This window comes from Pseudomonas sp. F8002, from assembly GCF_013385495.1.
GTDB lineage: Bacteria > Pseudomonadota > Gammaproteobacteria > Pseudomonadales > Pseudomonadaceae > Aquipseudomonas.
This window is the reverse complement of sequence record NZ_JACAPW010000041.1, coordinates 214009-230329: the sequence shown is the minus strand read 5'-3', so window position 1 is coordinate 230329 and position 16321 is coordinate 214009. Positions and strand designations below refer to the sequence as shown.

Genomic DNA, 16321 nt, shown 5'->3' with positions numbered 1-16321 from the left:
ATAAGAGCTTGCTCCCGCTGGGTCGCGTAGCGGCCCCCAGAATGGAACTGCTGCGCAGTTCAACAGGAGCAAGCTCCCTCACCACAAGGTTATCGGGCAGTTTTCAAAAACGTGTCAGCGCCCGCGCTTCCACAGGTACCCACCCACCGCCATCCCCATCACGCACAGGGCAGCCACGTAGTAAGCAGGGCCCATCGGGCTTTCCTTCATCAGCAGCGACACCGCTAACGGCGTCAGGCCACCGAATACGGCGTAGGCGACGTTGTAGGAGAACGACAAACCGCTGAAACGCACCACCGGCGGGAACGCTTTCACCATGACATAGGGCACCACGCCAATGGTGCCTACAAACAGGCCGGTCAAGGCGTACAGCGGGAACAGCCAGTCCGGGTGAGCCATCAGGCTGTGATAGAGCGTCCAGGACGTTGCCAGCAACAAGGCACAACCGATGATCAGCACGCGCCCGGCACCAAAACGGTCGGCCAGGGCGCCGGAAGCAATACACCCCAGGCTCAGGGTGACGATGGCCAGGCTATTGGCCTGCAGCGCCACCGTTGGGCTGAAGTGGTAGACCGTTTGCAGCACGGTCGGCGTCATCAGGATAACCACGACCACACCGGCCGACAGCAGCCAGGTCAACAGCATCGACAGTACGATGGCGCCACGATGGTCACGCAACACCGCGCGCAACGGCAGCTCGGCCGCCAGGGTCTTGCGCTGCTGCATCTCGGCGAAGATCGGGGTTTCGTGCAGCCAGCGACGCAGGTACACCGACAACAGGCCGAACACGCCACCCAGCAGGAACGGAATGCGCCAGGCGTAATCCGACACCTGTTCCGGGCTGTAGAGCGTGTTGATGGCGGTGGCCACCAGCGAACCCAACAAAATGCCGGCCGTCAGGCCGCTGGTCAGGGTGCCGCAGGCATAACCGATGTGACGGGGCGGCACGTGCTCGGATACGAATACCCACGCGCCCGGCACTTCACCGCCAATCGCCGCGCCCTGGATCACGCGCATCAGCAGCAACAGGATCGGCGCCCACAGGCCGATCTGCGCGTAGGTCGGCAGCAGGCCCATGATCAGGGTCGGCACGGCCATCATGAAGATGCTCAGGGTGAACATCTTCTTGCGCCCCAGCAGGTCGCCGAAGTGCGCCATGATGATCCCGCCCAGCGGCCGCGCCAGGTAGCCGGCGGCGAAGATGCCGAAGGTCTGCATCATGCGCAGCCATTCGGGCATGTCCGCCGGGAAGAACAGCTTCCCGACTACCGTCGCAAAAAATACGAAGATGATGAAGTCGTAGAACTCCAGCGCCCCGCCCAAGGCAGACAGCGACAGGGTTTTGTAGTCGTTGCGGGTCAGCGGGCGCGACGGTTGCGCACTGCTTGCGGGCACGGAGGACATGGCAAGGCTTCTCTTATAGTAGTCAGGACGGCAAGCCCGGGACTTGCGGCAGGCTTGGCAAGATAGCAAATCGCTTGAAAAAGCACAGCGTTGAGCCGTTAACAGTTCAGATCCGCGAAATATTTCCGTAGCAGACGTGCAATTAATATGAGCAGGAGCACAGTTGCCGGAAAAAGCCGCGATACAGCGTCTATTTACCGACCAAATGAGCGTAGGGAGGTCGTCGTGGCGCCGACGGCTCGATATACTCGGCCCTTGCAAGCGCCAGACCCGCATCCTTGAGGGGCTGCTGTGCCAAAACGCCGTTGGTTATACACCAGCCGATTTGGCAGAGTTTCCCTTTAGTACGCCTTACGAGAAACGCATCGAGCGGTGTATGTTGGTGCTGAAACGTTTTTCCAGAAGACGGCTATCCACTTGAAATACCCATGAAGCGTCACGGGTCAGAGGCACCGGCATGATCGAACTCGAACAAGAAGATCCTATCCCGCAAGGCGATCTCGCCCTGCAAATCACCGCACTCCCGCGTGAAACCAACGGTTTCGGCGACATCTTCGGCGGCTGGCTGGTCGCGCAGATGGACCTGGCCGGCACCGCCATGGCGAGCAAGGTTGCCGGTGGCCGCGTAGCCACCGTGGCGATTGATCGCATGGCATTCCTGGTGCCAGTGGCCGTCGGCGCGCAGTTGTCCTTCTATACCCAGGCCCTGGAAATCGGCCGCAGCTCGATCCAGATGATGGTCGAAGTGTGGAGCGACGACCCGCTGTCCAGCGAATGGCGCAAAGTCACCGAGGCGGTGTTTGTGTTCGTTGCCATCGATGGCAGCGGCCGCACCCGCTCGGTTCCGTCGCGGGCGCGTTAAACATCGCGACGTTTTGACGGTCCATTGCCCCATTGTCTGCCATTGAGAGCGCGCGCCTATGTCTACGCCCAACATTGAAACCGTAAAACTGGATGAGCTGAACGCTTGGCGCATCCGCCACAACGGCGCCGAATTGGTGGTGGCCCAGCAAGGTGCGCATATCGTCAGCTACCAGCGCGCTGGCGAGAAGCCAATCATCTGGCCCAACGATCAGGTGGTGTTCAAGAAAGGCAAAGGCATTCGTACCGGCGTGCCGGTGTGCTGGCCGTGGTTTGGCGTATTCGACCGCAACCCGCAGAGCGTCAAGGCCATGTACCAGGACGCCGAGCCGGCCGGTGCCCATGGTTTCGTGCGGACCGCTGACTGGACGTTGGCTGGCGTTGAGGCCGAAGGCACAGCGCTGAGGGTTGAGCTGGAACTGCCGGTGCCTGAAGGTGGCTTCCCGGGTTGGCCGCATCAGGTCGACCTGAAGATGAGCATCCTGCTGGATGATCAACTGCACATCCGCCTGACCAGCCACAACCACGGCGCCGAGACCGTCAGCCTCAGCCAGGCGTTGCACAGCTATTTTGCGGTCAGCGATGTACGCAACGTGCAGGTCGACGGCCTGGACGGGCGGGACTATATCGATACGGCCGACGGCTGGACCCCAAAGCAGCAATCCGGGCTGCTGCACTTCACCGCCGAGACCGACCGCATCTACCTCGACACCCCGGCTCAAGTGAACATCGTCGATAAAGACTGGCAGCGCCGCGTTCAACTCACCAGCACAGGCTCGCGCTCGACGGTGATCTGGAACCCGTGGACTGAACGTGCCAAGGCCTTCAGTGACATGGCCGACGACGGCTGGCAGGGCATGTTGTGCATCGAGACCGCGAATGTGCTGGACGATGTGGTGACGCTGGCGCCAGGTGAAAGCCATACCCTGGGCGTGAGCATCAGCGGTATCGCCCTGTAACCCCAATCAAAAATGTGGGAGCGGGCTTGCTCGCGAATGCGGTGTTCCAGTTAGTGCATGTGCTGACTGACACACCGCATTCGCGAGCAAGCCCGCTCCCACATTAGGTTCTGCATCAGATCAGAGATCCGATTCCTTGACCGCCCGCACCTTCCCCGCATCCAACGCATACGCCGCATCGGCCAGGTCATTGTTGACCTTCTCCACCTTCAGCGTGCCCGTCACCCACAGCGGCGTGTAGATGTCATCCAGCTTCAAGCCCTTGGGATAACGCACCAGCACCAACTGGTTGGGCGGCGGTGGCGGAACGTGGATGCAGGCGCCCGGATAAGGCACCAGGAAGAACAGCGTGCTGCGGCCCTTGGCGTCGGTTTCCAGCGGCACGGGGTAGCCGCCAATGCGAATATTCTTGCCGTTCATGGCAGCCACCGTCTTGGTGGAATACATAACCGCCGGCAAACCCTTGCTCTGCTTCAGGCCACCCTTTGCGGTGAACGTGCCTTGGGCTTCCGGGGAGTTGTGGTCGATTTCCGGCATTTCTTCGAGGGCTTTCTGGTCCGACTTGGGCATCAGTTCCAGCCAGTCGGTTTCCGGCAGTTCGCCAGCGTGGGCCAACCCGGTGCATAGAAGAAGGGATAACAGGAGACGGCGCATGGAGAGGCTCGGCAAGGATTACAGTGCCGGCATTCTAGCCCTCTGCGCCTGCGCAGCGCAGAGGGCCTGGTCGCTAAATTACTTCTTTTTCAGCAGACCGTAGATCACCAGCAGCACCACGGCACCCACCAGCGCACCAATGAAGCCTGCGCCCTGGCCCGCCTGATAGATACCCAGTGCCTGGCCACCATAGGTCGCAACCAGCGAACCGGCGATACCCAGCAGGATGGTCATGATCCAGCCCATGCTGTCGTCGCCTGGCTTCAGGAAACGCGCCAGCAGGCCGACGATCAAACCGATAAAGATGGTCCCAATGATACCCATGGCATTTCCCTCTGATTGAAGTGAATTCAGTCAAAGCCTAGTCAGACTTTGGCTTCCTGCAATCAGAGGGTGGCGGGTACCAATGGTTCCGCCCGGCCTTGGGTTATTGCTCGGCGATCAGCGCTTCGACCTTGAGGATCTGCGCTTGCAGCGTCGCGCGATCCTTGCAGCGCAGGTTGGCGTGGCCGACCTTGCGCCCGGCCTTGAACGCCTTGCCGTAGTGATGCAGATGGCAGTCATCAATCGCGATCACGCGATCAACCGGCGGCACCACGCCGATGAAGTTGAGCATGGCGCTCTCGCCGACTTTTGCCGTGGAGCCCAATGGCAAGCCCGCTACCGCCCGCAGGTGGTTTTCGAACTGGCTGCACTCGGCGCCTTCGGTGGTCCAGTGCCCGGAATTGTGAACGCGCGGGGCGATTTCGTTGGCCTTGAGGCCACCGTCGACTTCAAAGAACTCGAACGCCATCACGCCGACGTAATCCAGTTGCTTCAGCACACGGCTCGAATAATCTTCGGCCAGGGCTTGCAGCGGGTGATCGGTGCTGGCCACGGACAGCTTGAGGATGCCGCTGTCGTGGGTGTTGTGCACCAGCGGGTAGAAACGCGTTTCGCCATCGCGGGCACGCACGGCAATCAGCGAGACTTCACCGGTGAACGGCACGAAGCCTTCCAGCAGGCAGGCGACGCTGCCCAGTTCGGCGAAGGTACCGACCACGTCGGCGGCGGTGCGCAGGACTTTCTGGCCCTTGCCGTCGTAACCCAGGGTGCGGGTCTTCAACACGGCCGGCAGGCCGATGGAGGCGACTGCGGCGTCCAGGTCAGCCTGGGACTGGATGTCGGCGAAAGCCGGTGTCGGGATGCCCAGGTCCTTGAACATGCTCTTCTCGAACCAGCGGTCACGAGCGATGCGCAAGGCTTCGGCGCTCGGGTATACCGGCACGAACTGCGACAGGAAGGCCACGGTTTCAGCCGGGACGCTTTCGAACTCGAAGGTCACCAGGTCGACTTCATCGGCCAGTTGGCGCAGGTGATCCGGGTCGCTGTAGTCCGCACGCAGGTGTTCACCCAGCGCAGCCGCGCAGGCATCTGGTGCCGGATCCAGGAAAGCGAAGTTCATCCCCAGCGGCGTACCCGCCAGGGCCAGCATGCGGCCCAGTTGGCCGCCACCGATTACACCGATTTTCATCAATCAACCACCTCAGGCAATGCGTGGGTCTGGATTGTCCAGGACGCTGTCTGTCTGCTCAGCACGGAATTTTTTCAGCGCCGCGTGGAACTGCGGGTGCTTGGCGCCGAGGATGCTGGCGGACAGCAAGGCAGCGTTGATCGCGCCGGCCTTGCCGATCGCCAGGGTGGCCACCGGAATACCGGCGGGCATCTGCACGATGGACAACAGCGAATCCACGCCCGAGAGCATCGACGACTGCACCGGTACGCCCAGCACTGGCAGGTGAGTCTTGGCTGCACACATGCCTGGCAGGTGAGCTGCGCCGCCGGCACCGGCGATGATGACCTCGATGCCACGGGATTCTGCTTCATCGGCATACTGGAACAGCAAATCCGGAGTGCGGTGGGCGGAAACCACCTTCACTTCATAGGGAATGCCGAGTTTTTCCAGCATATCGGCGGTGTGGCTAAGGGTGGACCAATCGGACTTGGAGCCCATGATCACGCCAACCAATGCACTCATCGTCGTGCCTCTTCTCTCTGGGCGCCCGCAGGCGCGTCAAAAAACAACAAGCCACGCGGGAAATCCAGCGTGGCTTGTTGTACGAATTAAGGCCGGTTGGACCGGCCGAAGGCCGCGCAGTATACCGTAATAACGCAGATAAACAGCCCCTGGAATGACCATCTGTCTTACACCGCAAACAGGCGGTTTTATTGACTTCCAGGTCAGCGAACACACCACAAAATACTATGGGAGCTGGCTTGCCTGCGATGGCGGAGGGTCAGTGCCTGAAATGTCAGCTGATACACCGCTATCGCAGGCAAGCCAGCTCCCACATTTAACCGCGTTCAGCCGCCGGTGCCTGCGCCGCGCCGCCTTCCAGCTTGCGCCACAACAACCGCACGTTCGCCTTGCGCACCAACGCACAGCGATACAACCGGATCTCCAGCGGTACATGCCATTGCGGGCCGCCGCACACCACCAGTTCACCCCGGGCCAGCTCGGCGCGCACGCTCAACTGCGGCACCCAGGCAATGCCCAAGCCCTCAAGGGCCATGCTTTTCAGGCTGTCGGCCATGGCGGTTTCGTAAATCGTGGTAAAGCGCAGCGCCCGCTGGCGCAGCAGCAGGTTTACCGAGCGCCCCAGGAAAGCCCCGGCGCTGTAGGCCAGCAGCGGCACGCTGCCCTCGCCTTCCAGGTCGAACAGCGGCTTGCCGTCGGCATCGGCGGCGCACACCGGCAGCATCTCGGTGTTGCCCAGGTGCAGCGACGGGAAGATCTCCGGGTCCATCTGCATCGCCGCATCCGGGTCGTAGAACGCCAGCATCAAATCGCAACCGCCTTCACGCAGCGCATGCACGGCGTCGCCCACGTTGGTGGCGACCAACCGCGTGGCAATGTTCAGCCCTTCGTTGCGCAACTGCGCGATCCAGCGCGGGAAGAAACCCAGGGCCAGGGAGTGCGCCGCCGCCACTTGCATGACTTCACCCTGCCCGCCTTCCAGGTGATGCAGGTGGCGCAGCACCTCGCCGAGCTGCTCGACCACGGTCCGCGCGGTGACCAGGAACAACTGCCCCGCCGCCGTCAGTTCGACCGGCGTGCGCGAGCGATTGACCAGGGTCAGCCCCAGCGCCGCCTCCAGGCTGCGGATGCGCCGACTGAACGCCGGCTGGGTGACGAAGCGCCGCTCAGCCGCCTGGGAGAAGCTGCGGGTGGCAGCCAGGGCGCTAAAGTCTTCCAGCCATTTGCTTTCAAGGTTCATCACATCCTCCCGGGGCACGCACCATTTTGGCACACACGTCCGTCATGGTAACGGGGTCACACCGACATTATGCCGTTTATGCATAGGCCAGTGTTTAACAGCATTGGCCCAAAATCTCCTGCAAGCCTAGCATTCACAGCGTTCCGGCCTAGCCCGGGTCCATATCGAGATGATTTCCGTCATGTCCTCCGCTGCATCTTTCCGCACAGAAAAAGACCTGCTTGGCGTACTCGAAGTACCCGCTCAAGCGTATTACGGCATCCAGACCCTGCGAGCGGTGAACAACTTCCGTCTCTCGGGCGTTCCGATTTCGCATTACCCGAAATTGGTGGTCGGCCTGGCAATGGTCAAGCAGGCAGCTGCTGACGCCAACCGCGAGCTGGGCCAACTCAGCGAAGCCAAGCACGCTGCCATCAGCGAAGCCTGTGCCCGTCTGATCCGCGGCGATTTCCACGAAGAGTTCGTGGTGGACATGATTCAAGGCGGCGCTGGCACTTCAACCAACATGAATGCCAACGAAGTCATCGCCAACATCGCGCTGGAGGCCATGGGCCACAGCAAGGGCGAATACCAATACCTGCACCCCAACAACGACGTGAACATGGCGCAGTCGACCAACGACGCCTACCCGACCGCGATCCGCCTGGGTCTGCTGCTGGGCCACGACGCGCTGTTGGCCAGCCTCGACAGCCTGATCCAGGCGTTCGCTGCCAAGGGTGAAGAATTCAGCCACGTCCTGAAAATGGGCCGTACCCAGCTGCAAGACGCCGTGCCGATGACCCTCGGCCAGGAATTCCGTGCCTTCGCCACCACCCTCGGTGAAGACCTGGCCCGCCTGAAGACCCTGGCGCCTGAGCTGCTGACCGAAGTGAACCTGGGCGGCACCGCCATCGGTACCGGCATCAACGCCGACCCGCGTTACCAGGCCCTGGCCGTCCAGCGCCTGGCGACCATCAGCGGCCAGCCGCTGGTACCGGCTGCCGACCTGATCGAAGCCACCTCCGACATGGGCGCTTTCGTGCTGTTCTCCGGCATGCTCAAGCGTACCGCGGTGAAGCTGTCGAAGATCTGCAACGACCTGCGCCTGCTGTCCAGCGGCCCGCGCACCGGCATCAACGAAATCAACCTGCCGGCGCGTCAGCCAGGCAGCTCGATCATGCCCGGCAAGGTCAATCCGGTGATCCCGGAAGCCGTGAACCAGGTGGCGTTCCAAATCATCGGTAACGATTTGGCGCTGACCATCGCGGCCGAAGGCGGCCAGCTGCAACTGAACGTGATGGAGCCGCTGATCGCCTACAAGATCTTCGACTCGATCCGCCTGCTGCAACGCGCCATGGACATGCTGCGCGAGCACTGCATCGTCGGCATCACTGCCAACGAAGCCCGCTGCCGCGAGTTGGTGGAACACTCCATCGGCCTGGTCACCGCGCTGAACCCGTACATCGGCTATGAAAACGCCACCCGCATCGCCCGTATCGCCCTTGAAAGCGGCCGCGGCGTGCTGGAACTGGTGCGCGAAGAAGGCTTGCTCGACGACGCCATGCTCGACGACATCCTGCGCCCCGAAAACATGATTGCCCCACGCTTGGTGCCTCTGAAGGCCTAAGCGTTTGTTGCACCGCTCACCAGGTTGAGGGACTAGACACCTCTCACCTTTTGAGGGCCTGAAGGCTCGTTCTTCAGGCCCTTTTTTTTGCCTCAAGGTTGTGAAATGCCGCCAATAAAAACTCCAAGATCGCCCAACAAACCCGCCTTGCCCGTAACGCCTTGGCTGAAACCTTTAATCGCCTCGTGCAGACGGATCACCCACTCCTAGGTATAGTGCCGCCCCTCTTCGCGTCAGCGGTCGTCGGTAACGAGACCCTGGGAAGCGCGAAACCGCATGAATAACAACACCCGCAAAAGGATTGGGGTCGAAGCGTCGTGCACTGCCTGGTGCCGAGCGATGCGTCGGACCGTCCTGCGTTTGCCATTAGAAAAATCAGCGAGGAACACTCCATGCTAGAAGTCATCAACGACTTCCTCTCAGGGAAAGTATTGATCGTGCTCATTGTCGGGCTCGGTGGTTACTTCACGATCCGCTCGCGTTTCGTTCAGTTGCGTCACTTTTTCCACATGTTTTCGGTGTTTCGCGACAGCCTGAAAAGCAGCGCCGGCCAGCTCAGCTCGTTCCAGGCGCTGATGCTCAGCCTCGCCGGGCGCGTGGGTGCCGGCAACATCGCAGGCGTCGGCATTGCCGTGACCCTGGGTGGCCCGGGCGCCGTATTCTGGATGTGGGTCACCGCACTGGTGGGCATGTCTTCGAGCTTTATCGAGTGCTCCCTCGGCCAACTGTACAAACGCACCGACGCTGAAGGCACCTACCGTGGTGGCCCGGCGTATTACATCCAGCACGGCCTGCACAAACGCTGGCTGGGCATGGTGATGGCGTTCCTGCTGCTGGTGACTTTCGGCTTCGCCTTCAATGGCCTGCAAGCCCACGCCGTCACCCACTCGCTGAACAACGCGTTTGGCCTCGACACCACCTACACCGGCCTGGCCCTGGCGGTGTTGCTGGGCCTGGTGTTCATCGGCGGGATCAAGCGTATCGCCTCGATCGCCGACCTGCTGGTACCGGTCAAGACCCTGGTCTACATCGCGGTGACCCTGTACGTGATCGTGCTGCAATTCGACCACGTGCCGGCCATGCTCGCGACCATCGTCAAGAGCGCTTTCGGCCTCGACCAGGCCTTCGGTGGCCTGGTGGGCAGCGCGATCATCATGGGTGTGAAACGCGGCGTGTTCGCCAACGAAGCCGGCCTGGGCAGTGCGCCTAACGTGGCGGCAGTCGCCTCGGTTGAACACCCGATCGCCCAGGGCGTGGTTCAGGCGTTCAGCGTGTTCCTCGACACCTTCGTCATCTGCACCTGCACCGCGCTGCTGATCCTGCTCTCAGGCTTCTACACCCCGGGCTTTGAAGGCGACGGCATTGCCCTGACCCAGAACTCCCTGGCGGCGGTGGTGGGTGACTGGGGCCGGATGTTCATCTCGGTGGCCTTGGCGTTGTTCGTGTTCACCTCGATCATGTACAACTACTACCTCGGCGAGAGCAACCTGCGCTTCATCGTGGGCGACAACCGCAAGGTGCTGATGGGCTACCGTGCGCTGGTGCTGGTGCTGATTTTCTGGGGTTCCATCGAGAACCTGAGCACCGTGTTTGCCTTCGCCGACATCACCATGACCATGCTGGCGTTCGTCAACCTGTTCGCCCTGGCGTTCCTGTTCAAGATCGCCATGCGCATCCTGAATGACTACGACGGCCAGCGTGCTGCAGGCATCAAGACCCCGGTGTTTGATTCCAGCAAGTTCCCGGACCTGGACCTGGACCGCAAGGCCTGGCCGGCAAATCCGGTGAAGCCTGAGCCAGCCGCTCAAGCATCGGCTGAACTGAGCGCTCAAACGCAACGCTAAACCTAGATAGATGACACGCCGCCCGGCCTTGGGCATGCTCTGGGCCCGGCGGCGTTTTTCGTTCAGGAGACTCTTCAATGCAACCAGCCAACAACGTCATGGTGCTCTACACCGGCGGCACCATCGGCATGCAGGCCAGCGCCAACGGCCTGGCCCCCGCTTCGGGGTTTGAAGCGCGCATGAGCGAAGCCCTCGCCCAACTGAATATGCCAGCCTGGCGCTTTCGGGAAATGTCCCCGCTGATCGACAGTGCGAACATGACCCCCGCCTATTGGCAGCGCCTGCGCGTCGCCGTGATCGAGGCGGTGGACGAGGGTTGCGACGCCGTACTGGTGCTGCACGGCACCGACACCCTGGCCTATAGCGCTGCGGCCATGAGTTTCCAACTGCTGGGCCTGCCCGCGCCGGTGCTGTTTACCGGCTCGATGCTGCCGGCCGGTGTGCCCGACAGCGATGCCTGGGAAAACGTCAGCGGTGCGTTGGCAGCCCTGGGCCAAGGCCTGGCGCCGGGCGTGCAACTGTACTTCCACGGTGCACTGATGGCCCCGACCCGTTGCGCGAAAATCCGCAGTTTTGGTCGCCACCCGTTTGCCGCGTTGCAGCGTATCGGCGGCGTCGCCAAGGCGGACATGATTCCGGCGGCACTGCATTACCGCCAGGCCAAGGCGCTGGCCAATGTGGGTGTGCTGCCACTGGTGCCGGGCATCGCCGCCGCGCAATTGGACGCGTTGATCGACAGCGGCATCCAGGCGCTGGTGCTGGAATGCTTCGGCAGCGGCACCGGGCCGAGCGACAACCCGCAGTTCCTCGCCAGCCTGCAGCGCGCGCAGGATAACGGCGTGGTCGTGGTGGCAATCACCCAATGCCATGAAGGCGGTGTGGAGCTGGACGTGTACGAGGCCGGCAGCCGCCTGCGGGGCGTCGGGGTGTTGTCGGGTGGCGGGATGACCCGTGAAGCCGCGTTCGGCAAGCTCAATGCACTGCTCGGTGCCGGCCTGCCAGTGGCCGAGGTTCGCCGCCTGGTGGAACTGGACCTGTGCGGCGAACTCGCCTGAGGCTGATCGCCCTATATATCCACCCCCTGATCTGCCAGGCCGCTCCCTAGCATGAACTCCCCGAGGCATCGCCTCGGGTCGTTTTCATACGCCAGGGATGCCCGCCATGACCACACCCACCCCGCTCCGTCCAACGCCTGAAAGCCTGCTCACCCAACTGTGCCTGGGCCCCTCGTTTCGCGAGGTCGCTTCCGTGCAGTTGCGCTATTCATTGCACAAGTTGTATCCCGTCCTGGCGCTGGACCCGGATATCGTACTGGTCTGCACACCCGCCTGGGAGATTGTCGGAGATCAGGTCCGACCGCTCGAACCCCGTTACCAGGCCATCACCGACATCCTGGCGCACCAGGCCGTATCGGGCATCCCGACCCTGTACATCGAGGGTGTGCATTTCTTGACCCAGCAGCCGCTCAGCGACCCACCGCTGCATTTGCCGGTGCGCATCGGCGAGGTCGCCCAGATGCTCAATGTGCTGGCGCCCGTCATGCTCTGTGCCTTCCAGGAGCAACAGCTCAATTACTGGAACCGCATGATCGAAGGCCAACCCCAGTGGCGCACGCTGTCCAGCAGCCTGCAGGCGGTGTGGAATGTCGATACCGTCGAGGGCTGGGACAGTGATGACTGTGCCATGGCACGGGTGCTGTACAACGCCCCCGACCAAAGCAACCGTCGGGCGACCGACACCTACGCCAGCAAGGCCTACCTGATCGATATCTGCCAGGTGGAAGGCAACACCCTGACCTCACTCAACCTGATGCCCATGGCCGTGCTGATCGGTACCCATCAATCGAGCTCGCGGATCCTCTGTCATTCGCTGGTCCATGGTTATCAGAAGTTTGCCACCCTGGAGAACCTGGGCAACGCATTGGGTACTTTGATCGTAAGTACGCAACTGCAATGGCGACTGTACCGCCCCGATGGCAACTTCTTTGACCAACAGGCCTGCGCACTGATCGGCATTCAGATCGAGGCCATTGCGGCCATTGATTTTCCCGCCCTGCGCCAGGTCGATGCCAACCCCGAACCGCTCGGCGCGCCGCCGGCCGTGCAGTCTCTGGTTGCCCGCCAGGGCCCCGGCCTCGATTGGTATCAAGCCCGGCTGCCCAACTGGCTGGCCAATGCCTTGAGCAGTGACCTGAACCTGTACGCCCGGCACTTGAAGGACCTCGCGGCGCTGCACAGCCAGAACCAGGGCAAGTCCTACCAGGATGACATCCCGCCGCTGCGCGACTACGCACTCACTCAACTGAAGGCCCGCATGACCGCCGACCATCCCGATGCGGCGCAACTGAACCTCAACGACCTTGAAATGCGCGTAGACAGCCAGGTGGTATGGGGCCTCTTCACCGTACCCGGGCAGGTCGAAACAACCACGTTCAGCCTGGCGGACCTGGCGCTGCAAAACCTGATCGCCCTGCCGCTGGGCAACAAGACCTTGCGTTTGCACAACGCAACAAAGGCTCCCGCGTGGCTGACGGTGGCCTACGTCGAACGCTTGATCAGCCAGGTCGATATCGGCAACCGCTACCCGGCACTGGTCAAGGCCAAGCTGCTGGATGACTCACTGGAGTCAGCCCGCCGCCAGCAGTTGTACCGCCAGCACCTGCAGGTGCAGCTGCCGTTGCTGGCGCTGCAATGCAAGATCCACCAGCAAGCGGGTATCGACGAACTCGGCTACCGGTACGTCGCGGCGCTGATGGAGACGGATGTTGCCAAGCGCCAGGTGCAAGGCCAGACCATCGTATTGCGCCCGCTGGCCTTTGCTCCGCAACGCCGGGCCGGAAACACCGTGGATGAAGTGGCCAACATGTTCGTCATCGCCCCTCAAGACTCGAGCGCGGGCCCTTGCCTGTTATACCGGCCGCTGTTCGACCAACCCTTGAGCCAATACCCTTCGCCCGCCAACTTGCTATACACCCTGACCCAGGACCGCAACCTGCGCGATTCGGTGTTGGCCTGGCTGCCGGAAAGCGTGCGCAGCGACTACGTCAACTACGTGTTCCCTGGCGCATTGCCTTCGCCGTGGGCGGTGCTGCGGTTTCTGGTGGAGCCGACCAAGCTCTGGGCTATGTCCGGCCCCATGGCCTTGGGTACCCAAGTACTGCCTGGGGATCTGTTCGAGGGTTTGTTCCGCGCCAACGCCAAAGCCCTGGTGGAGCTGGCCGACCGCCAATCGGTGTCCAACACCGAAGCCCGCTGGGCGACATTCAAACGGGCCGGCTGGTTGCTGCTCAATGCTGCACTGCCGTTCCTCGGCCGCACTGCAGGTACAGCGGCGTGGATCTGGCAACTCATGGACCAGGTACAAGCCCTGGCCGACGCACAACAACGTGGCAAATCCGAAGACCGATGGCAGGCCTTCACCGAACTGCTGCTGAACCTGGGCATGGCCATCACCCTGCACGCCACCGGCCGCAGCCACCCCGCCAGCCGCCGCCTGCCGGGCTATCAGGCGGAAAAAGCCCCCCTCGCCCCGGCCAAACCCAAGACCAGCGTGATCCAGCAACAGCCGAACATCGCGACCACCGAACTGCCGGCCGGCCATCCACAGTCGCTGCATGTACTTGGCGCCGTCACCCGTACTCCCAGCGGCCTGGCACACCTGCTGGATCGCTTCAAGGTCAGCAAGCCCGAAGGGCTCGGCCAGGCCAGCGCTCAGGTCGACGCTCATCAGCATCTCTACCCGTTGGGTACGAAATGGTATGCGCCTGTGGGAGAGCGCTGGTTCGAAGTGCAACTGGACGAAAACGCCAACGTGCTGATTGTCGACCCGAGCCAACCCGCCCACACCGGCCCACTGCTGATTCATAACCTCAAGGGTGAATGGTTCATCGACACGCGCCTGCACCTGCGCGGCGGCGGGCCGAAAATCATGACCAAGAAAGCCCAGGACCTGGCCACCGTCAAAGCCGCCGAGGTACGCGCAAAACTGGCGCTGTTTGAAAGCGGCAAGCAGGCAGCCCAGCGCCAACTGGAGCAGGCCCGCCAAGACATGAACAACGCCCCGGGCACCTCCGCCGACTCCCAGCGCCAGACTTACCTGGAAAAACTCGACACCCAGCGCAGCGCGTACGACGCGGCGCTGCAAAATCTGAAAACCTTGAGCATCTTCACCAACATGCCCGACTACCAGCCTCGGGCGCTGAGCTATTTGAAGGCCCAGCTCGATCTCAACCAGGCCGGCATCAGTGAAGTCCAGACCCGGTTCAGCCCCAAGCTCAAGACCGTGCTCGACCAGGTCGAACGCCAGATTGAAGCGCCCGGGGAACGGCATATCGAAGACGCGCGGCAAATGAGCGAGCTGATCCAGGACATGATCACCCGCCTCGACTACACCACCTCACGCCTCGAGCAACTCAAGGGCCTGGCCAGGGAGGGATTGCAACTGATCCAGGAGACCAGGCGCCTGCTGCCGTCCTACACCAGCGATCACCTCAAGGCTCTGCAAGTGACGCTGGCGCGCAACCTCTGCGTGTCCGAAACCACCCTCGGCACCCATCCACAGGCCTGGACGGCGATCGACCAGATTGTCGACAAGGCGGCCATCGCGGTGCAAACCTTGAGCGACACCCTGGGCGAACGCAGCGAGTCGCGGCTCGATGAGCGCATCGAAACCCTGAGCAGCCTGATTGACCAGTTCAAGCACGTGGATGAACGCCTGGAAGACTTCCCCGGAGAGTTTCCCGGGACCGCCCAGGACACGCCGATCCAGCAGTTGCGCCAGCAATTGAGCGAATTTTCCCAGCGTGCGTTGAGCAACCTGACCTTGCTGCATGCCGAACGCGACATACTCAGGAACCGGCCAACCCCGCCGCCCACGCCGCCGCGCCCGCGCAAAAAATTCATCAAGACCCGCTTCGACGGCGTGCTGGTGGGCGAGCCGCGCCTGACAGAACTTGGCCTGGAGACCCACTTGGTCGACATCAAGTCACCGCTGACCGACACCGTAATGGCGACCTTCCACGAGAAACTCCCAGGCCTGTGGTTCCGGCATATCGAGGCACCGGCCACGCCGCCTCCCGCGCCCGACCTGGCAACCAGCTTGCGCGATGGGCAGGCATTGATCGATGGCTTGCCCACCTTCAACCAGCGGGCCGCCGTGCAAATGGGCAAGCCGTCACGCACCATCGAAGGCATCGAGCAGATGCTTCACCAGCACGCCATGCACCTGGAGCAAGCGAATCGGGACATCGAGCACGCCTTGACCCTGATCAACGCCACGGAAAGTGATACCACCTCCGCCGCCGCCCTGGGCAAACAGCTCAGCCAGGCTGCCGAAGCGCTTTACCAAAAGGCTGCCCAGCATCGACTGCAACTGACCAAGCAACGCCCACCCACCCTCGACGGCGTGGAATGGTTGAAAAACCGCAACGAAATCACCATCAAGAAAACCATCAACCGTCGCCGCCTCAAGGCACCCAGCCCGGACTACCTGGACGAGTACACCATTACCGAGCGCTCCACCCGCAAGATCCTCTGGTACGCGCACTTTCACTATTCGGCCGCCTGGACACCGGCCAAGGCATTTATCTCGGCCCGCCTGAAAACCCCAGACGAATTCCGCCGCGGCTCTGCTGCCGATACGACTGAAGGCTTGAGCGAGCACCAACTGGCCGCGTTTTACCGCAGCGAATTCAGCCTCGACCAGGCCAAGCGGGTATTCTTCGCGATCGGCTGATGA

12 protein-coding genes are annotated in these 16321 nt (G+C 62.2%); 6 read left to right on the top strand and 6 right to left on the bottom strand.

Annotation, left to right across the window (positions count from 1 at the left end; all coding sequences use genetic code 11):
• Positions 1-114: 114 nt before the first annotated feature.
• Complete coding sequence (locus tag HX811_RS27930) at positions 115-1404, bottom strand: MFS transporter (protein WP_177041012.1); 1290 nt, start codon at positions 1402-1404, stop codon at positions 115-117.
• Between the two features lie 457 nt (positions 1405-1861).
• Here HX811_RS27930 and HX811_RS27925 point away from each other — a divergent pair, with 457 nt between their 5' ends.
• On the top strand, positions 1862-2266 hold the full coding sequence (locus tag HX811_RS27925; protein WP_003176975.1) for an acyl-CoA thioesterase: 405 nt from the start codon (positions 1862-1864) through the stop codon (positions 2264-2266).
• A 58-nt stretch (positions 2267-2324) separates the two neighbouring features.
• On the top strand, positions 2325-3224 hold the full coding sequence (locus HX811_RS27920) for a D-hexose-6-phosphate mutarotase (RefSeq protein WP_177048337.1): 900 nt from the start codon (positions 2325-2327) through the stop codon (positions 3222-3224).
• Positions 3225-3344: 120 nt separating this feature from the next.
• Here the strand turns inward: HX811_RS27920 and HX811_RS27915 are convergent, their stop codons facing one another.
• The 5 genes from HX811_RS27915 to HX811_RS27895 form a co-directional block, all read right to left on the bottom strand.
• Positions 3345-3878, bottom strand: a complete 534-nt coding sequence (locus HX811_RS27915) for a DUF3299 domain-containing protein (RefSeq protein WP_023659290.1) — start codon at positions 3876-3878, stop codon at positions 3345-3347.
• A 78-nt stretch (positions 3879-3956) separates the two neighbouring features.
• Positions 3957-4202: a GlsB/YeaQ/YmgE family stress response membrane protein gene (locus HX811_RS27910; RefSeq protein ID WP_003213408.1), complete on the bottom strand. Its 246-nt coding sequence runs from the start codon at positions 4200-4202 to the stop codon at positions 3957-3959.
• A 103-nt stretch (positions 4203-4305) separates the two neighbouring features.
• The gene (locus HX811_RS27905; protein WP_017476761.1) at positions 4306-5391 is read right to left on the bottom strand and encodes a 5-(carboxyamino)imidazole ribonucleotide synthase; all 1086 of its coding nucleotides are present in this window, start codon (positions 5389-5391) and stop codon (positions 4306-4308) included.
• A 12-nt stretch (positions 5392-5403) separates the two neighbouring features.
• Entirely contained in the window at positions 5404-5895 is a 492-nt protein-coding gene (purE, locus tag HX811_RS27900) for a 5-(carboxyamino)imidazole ribonucleotide mutase (protein ID WP_003213411.1), read from the bottom strand.
• 316 nt (positions 5896-6211) lie between these two features.
• Entirely contained in the window at positions 6212-7135 is a 924-nt protein-coding gene (locus tag HX811_RS27895) for a LysR substrate-binding domain-containing protein (RefSeq protein ID WP_134327546.1), read from the bottom strand.
• A gap of 181 nt (positions 7136-7316) precedes the next feature.
• On the opposite strand from HX811_RS27895, the gene aspA reads away from it, so the two are divergent.
• The 4 genes from aspA (at position 7317) to HX811_RS27875 (ending at position 16318) form a co-directional block, all read left to right on the top strand.
• Positions 7317-8741 carry an aspartate ammonia-lyase gene (gene aspA / locus HX811_RS27890; RefSeq protein WP_003213415.1) on the top strand — a complete coding sequence of 475 codons (1425 nt, stop codon included), beginning with the start codon at positions 7317-7319 and terminating at the stop codon, positions 8739-8741.
• A 392-nt stretch (positions 8742-9133) separates the two neighbouring features.
• The gene (locus HX811_RS27885) at positions 9134-10585 is read left to right on the top strand and encodes a sodium:alanine symporter family protein (protein WP_177048335.1); all 1452 of its coding nucleotides are present in this window, start codon (positions 9134-9136) and stop codon (positions 10583-10585) included.
• A 77-nt stretch (positions 10586-10662) separates the two neighbouring features.
• Entirely contained in the window at positions 10663-11640 is a 978-nt protein-coding gene (locus HX811_RS27880; RefSeq protein WP_177048333.1) for an asparaginase, read from the top strand.
• 106 nt (positions 11641-11746) lie between these two features.
• Complete coding sequence (locus HX811_RS27875) at positions 11747-16318, top strand: hypothetical protein (protein ID WP_256344473.1); 4572 nt, start codon at positions 11747-11749, stop codon at positions 16316-16318.
• Positions 16319-16321: the final 3 nt, after the last annotated feature.

Excerpts from the sequence above, each read along its gene's own strand:
- HX811_RS27930 (WP_177041012.1), bottom strand. The coding sequence starts at position 1,404 with ATGTCCTCCGTGCCCGCAAGCAGTGCGCAACCGTCGCGCCCGCTGACC.
- HX811_RS27925 (WP_003176975.1), top strand. The coding sequence starts at position 1,862 with ATGATCGAACTCGAACAAGAAGATCCTATCCCGCAAGGCGATCTCGCC.
- HX811_RS27920 (WP_177048337.1), top strand. The coding sequence starts at position 2,325 with ATGTCTACGCCCAACATTGAAACCGTAAAACTGGATGAGCTGAACGCT.
- HX811_RS27915 (WP_023659290.1), bottom strand. The coding sequence starts at position 3,878 with ATGCGCCGTCTCCTGTTATCCCTTCTTCTATGCACCGGGTTGGCCCAC.
- HX811_RS27910 (WP_003213408.1), bottom strand. The coding sequence starts at position 4,202 with ATGGGTATCATTGGGACCATCTTTATCGGTTTGATCGTCGGCCTGCTG.
- HX811_RS27905 (WP_017476761.1), bottom strand. The coding sequence starts at position 5,391 with ATGAAAATCGGTGTAATCGGTGGCGGCCAACTGGGCCGCATGCTGGCC.
- purE (WP_003213411.1), bottom strand. The coding sequence starts at position 5,895 with ATGAGTGCATTGGTTGGCGTGATCATGGGCTCCAAGTCCGATTGGTCC.
- HX811_RS27895 (WP_134327546.1), bottom strand. The coding sequence starts at position 7,135 with ATGAACCTTGAAAGCAAATGGCTGGAAGACTTTAGCGCCCTGGCTGCC.
- aspA (WP_003213415.1), top strand. The coding sequence starts at position 7,317 with ATGTCCTCCGCTGCATCTTTCCGCACAGAAAAAGACCTGCTTGGCGTA.
- HX811_RS27885 (WP_177048335.1), top strand. The coding sequence starts at position 9,134 with ATGCTAGAAGTCATCAACGACTTCCTCTCAGGGAAAGTATTGATCGTG.
- HX811_RS27880 (WP_177048333.1), top strand. The coding sequence starts at position 10,663 with ATGCAACCAGCCAACAACGTCATGGTGCTCTACACCGGCGGCACCATC.
- HX811_RS27875 (WP_256344473.1), top strand. The coding sequence starts at position 11,747 with ATGACCACACCCACCCCGCTCCGTCCAACGCCTGAAAGCCTGCTCACC.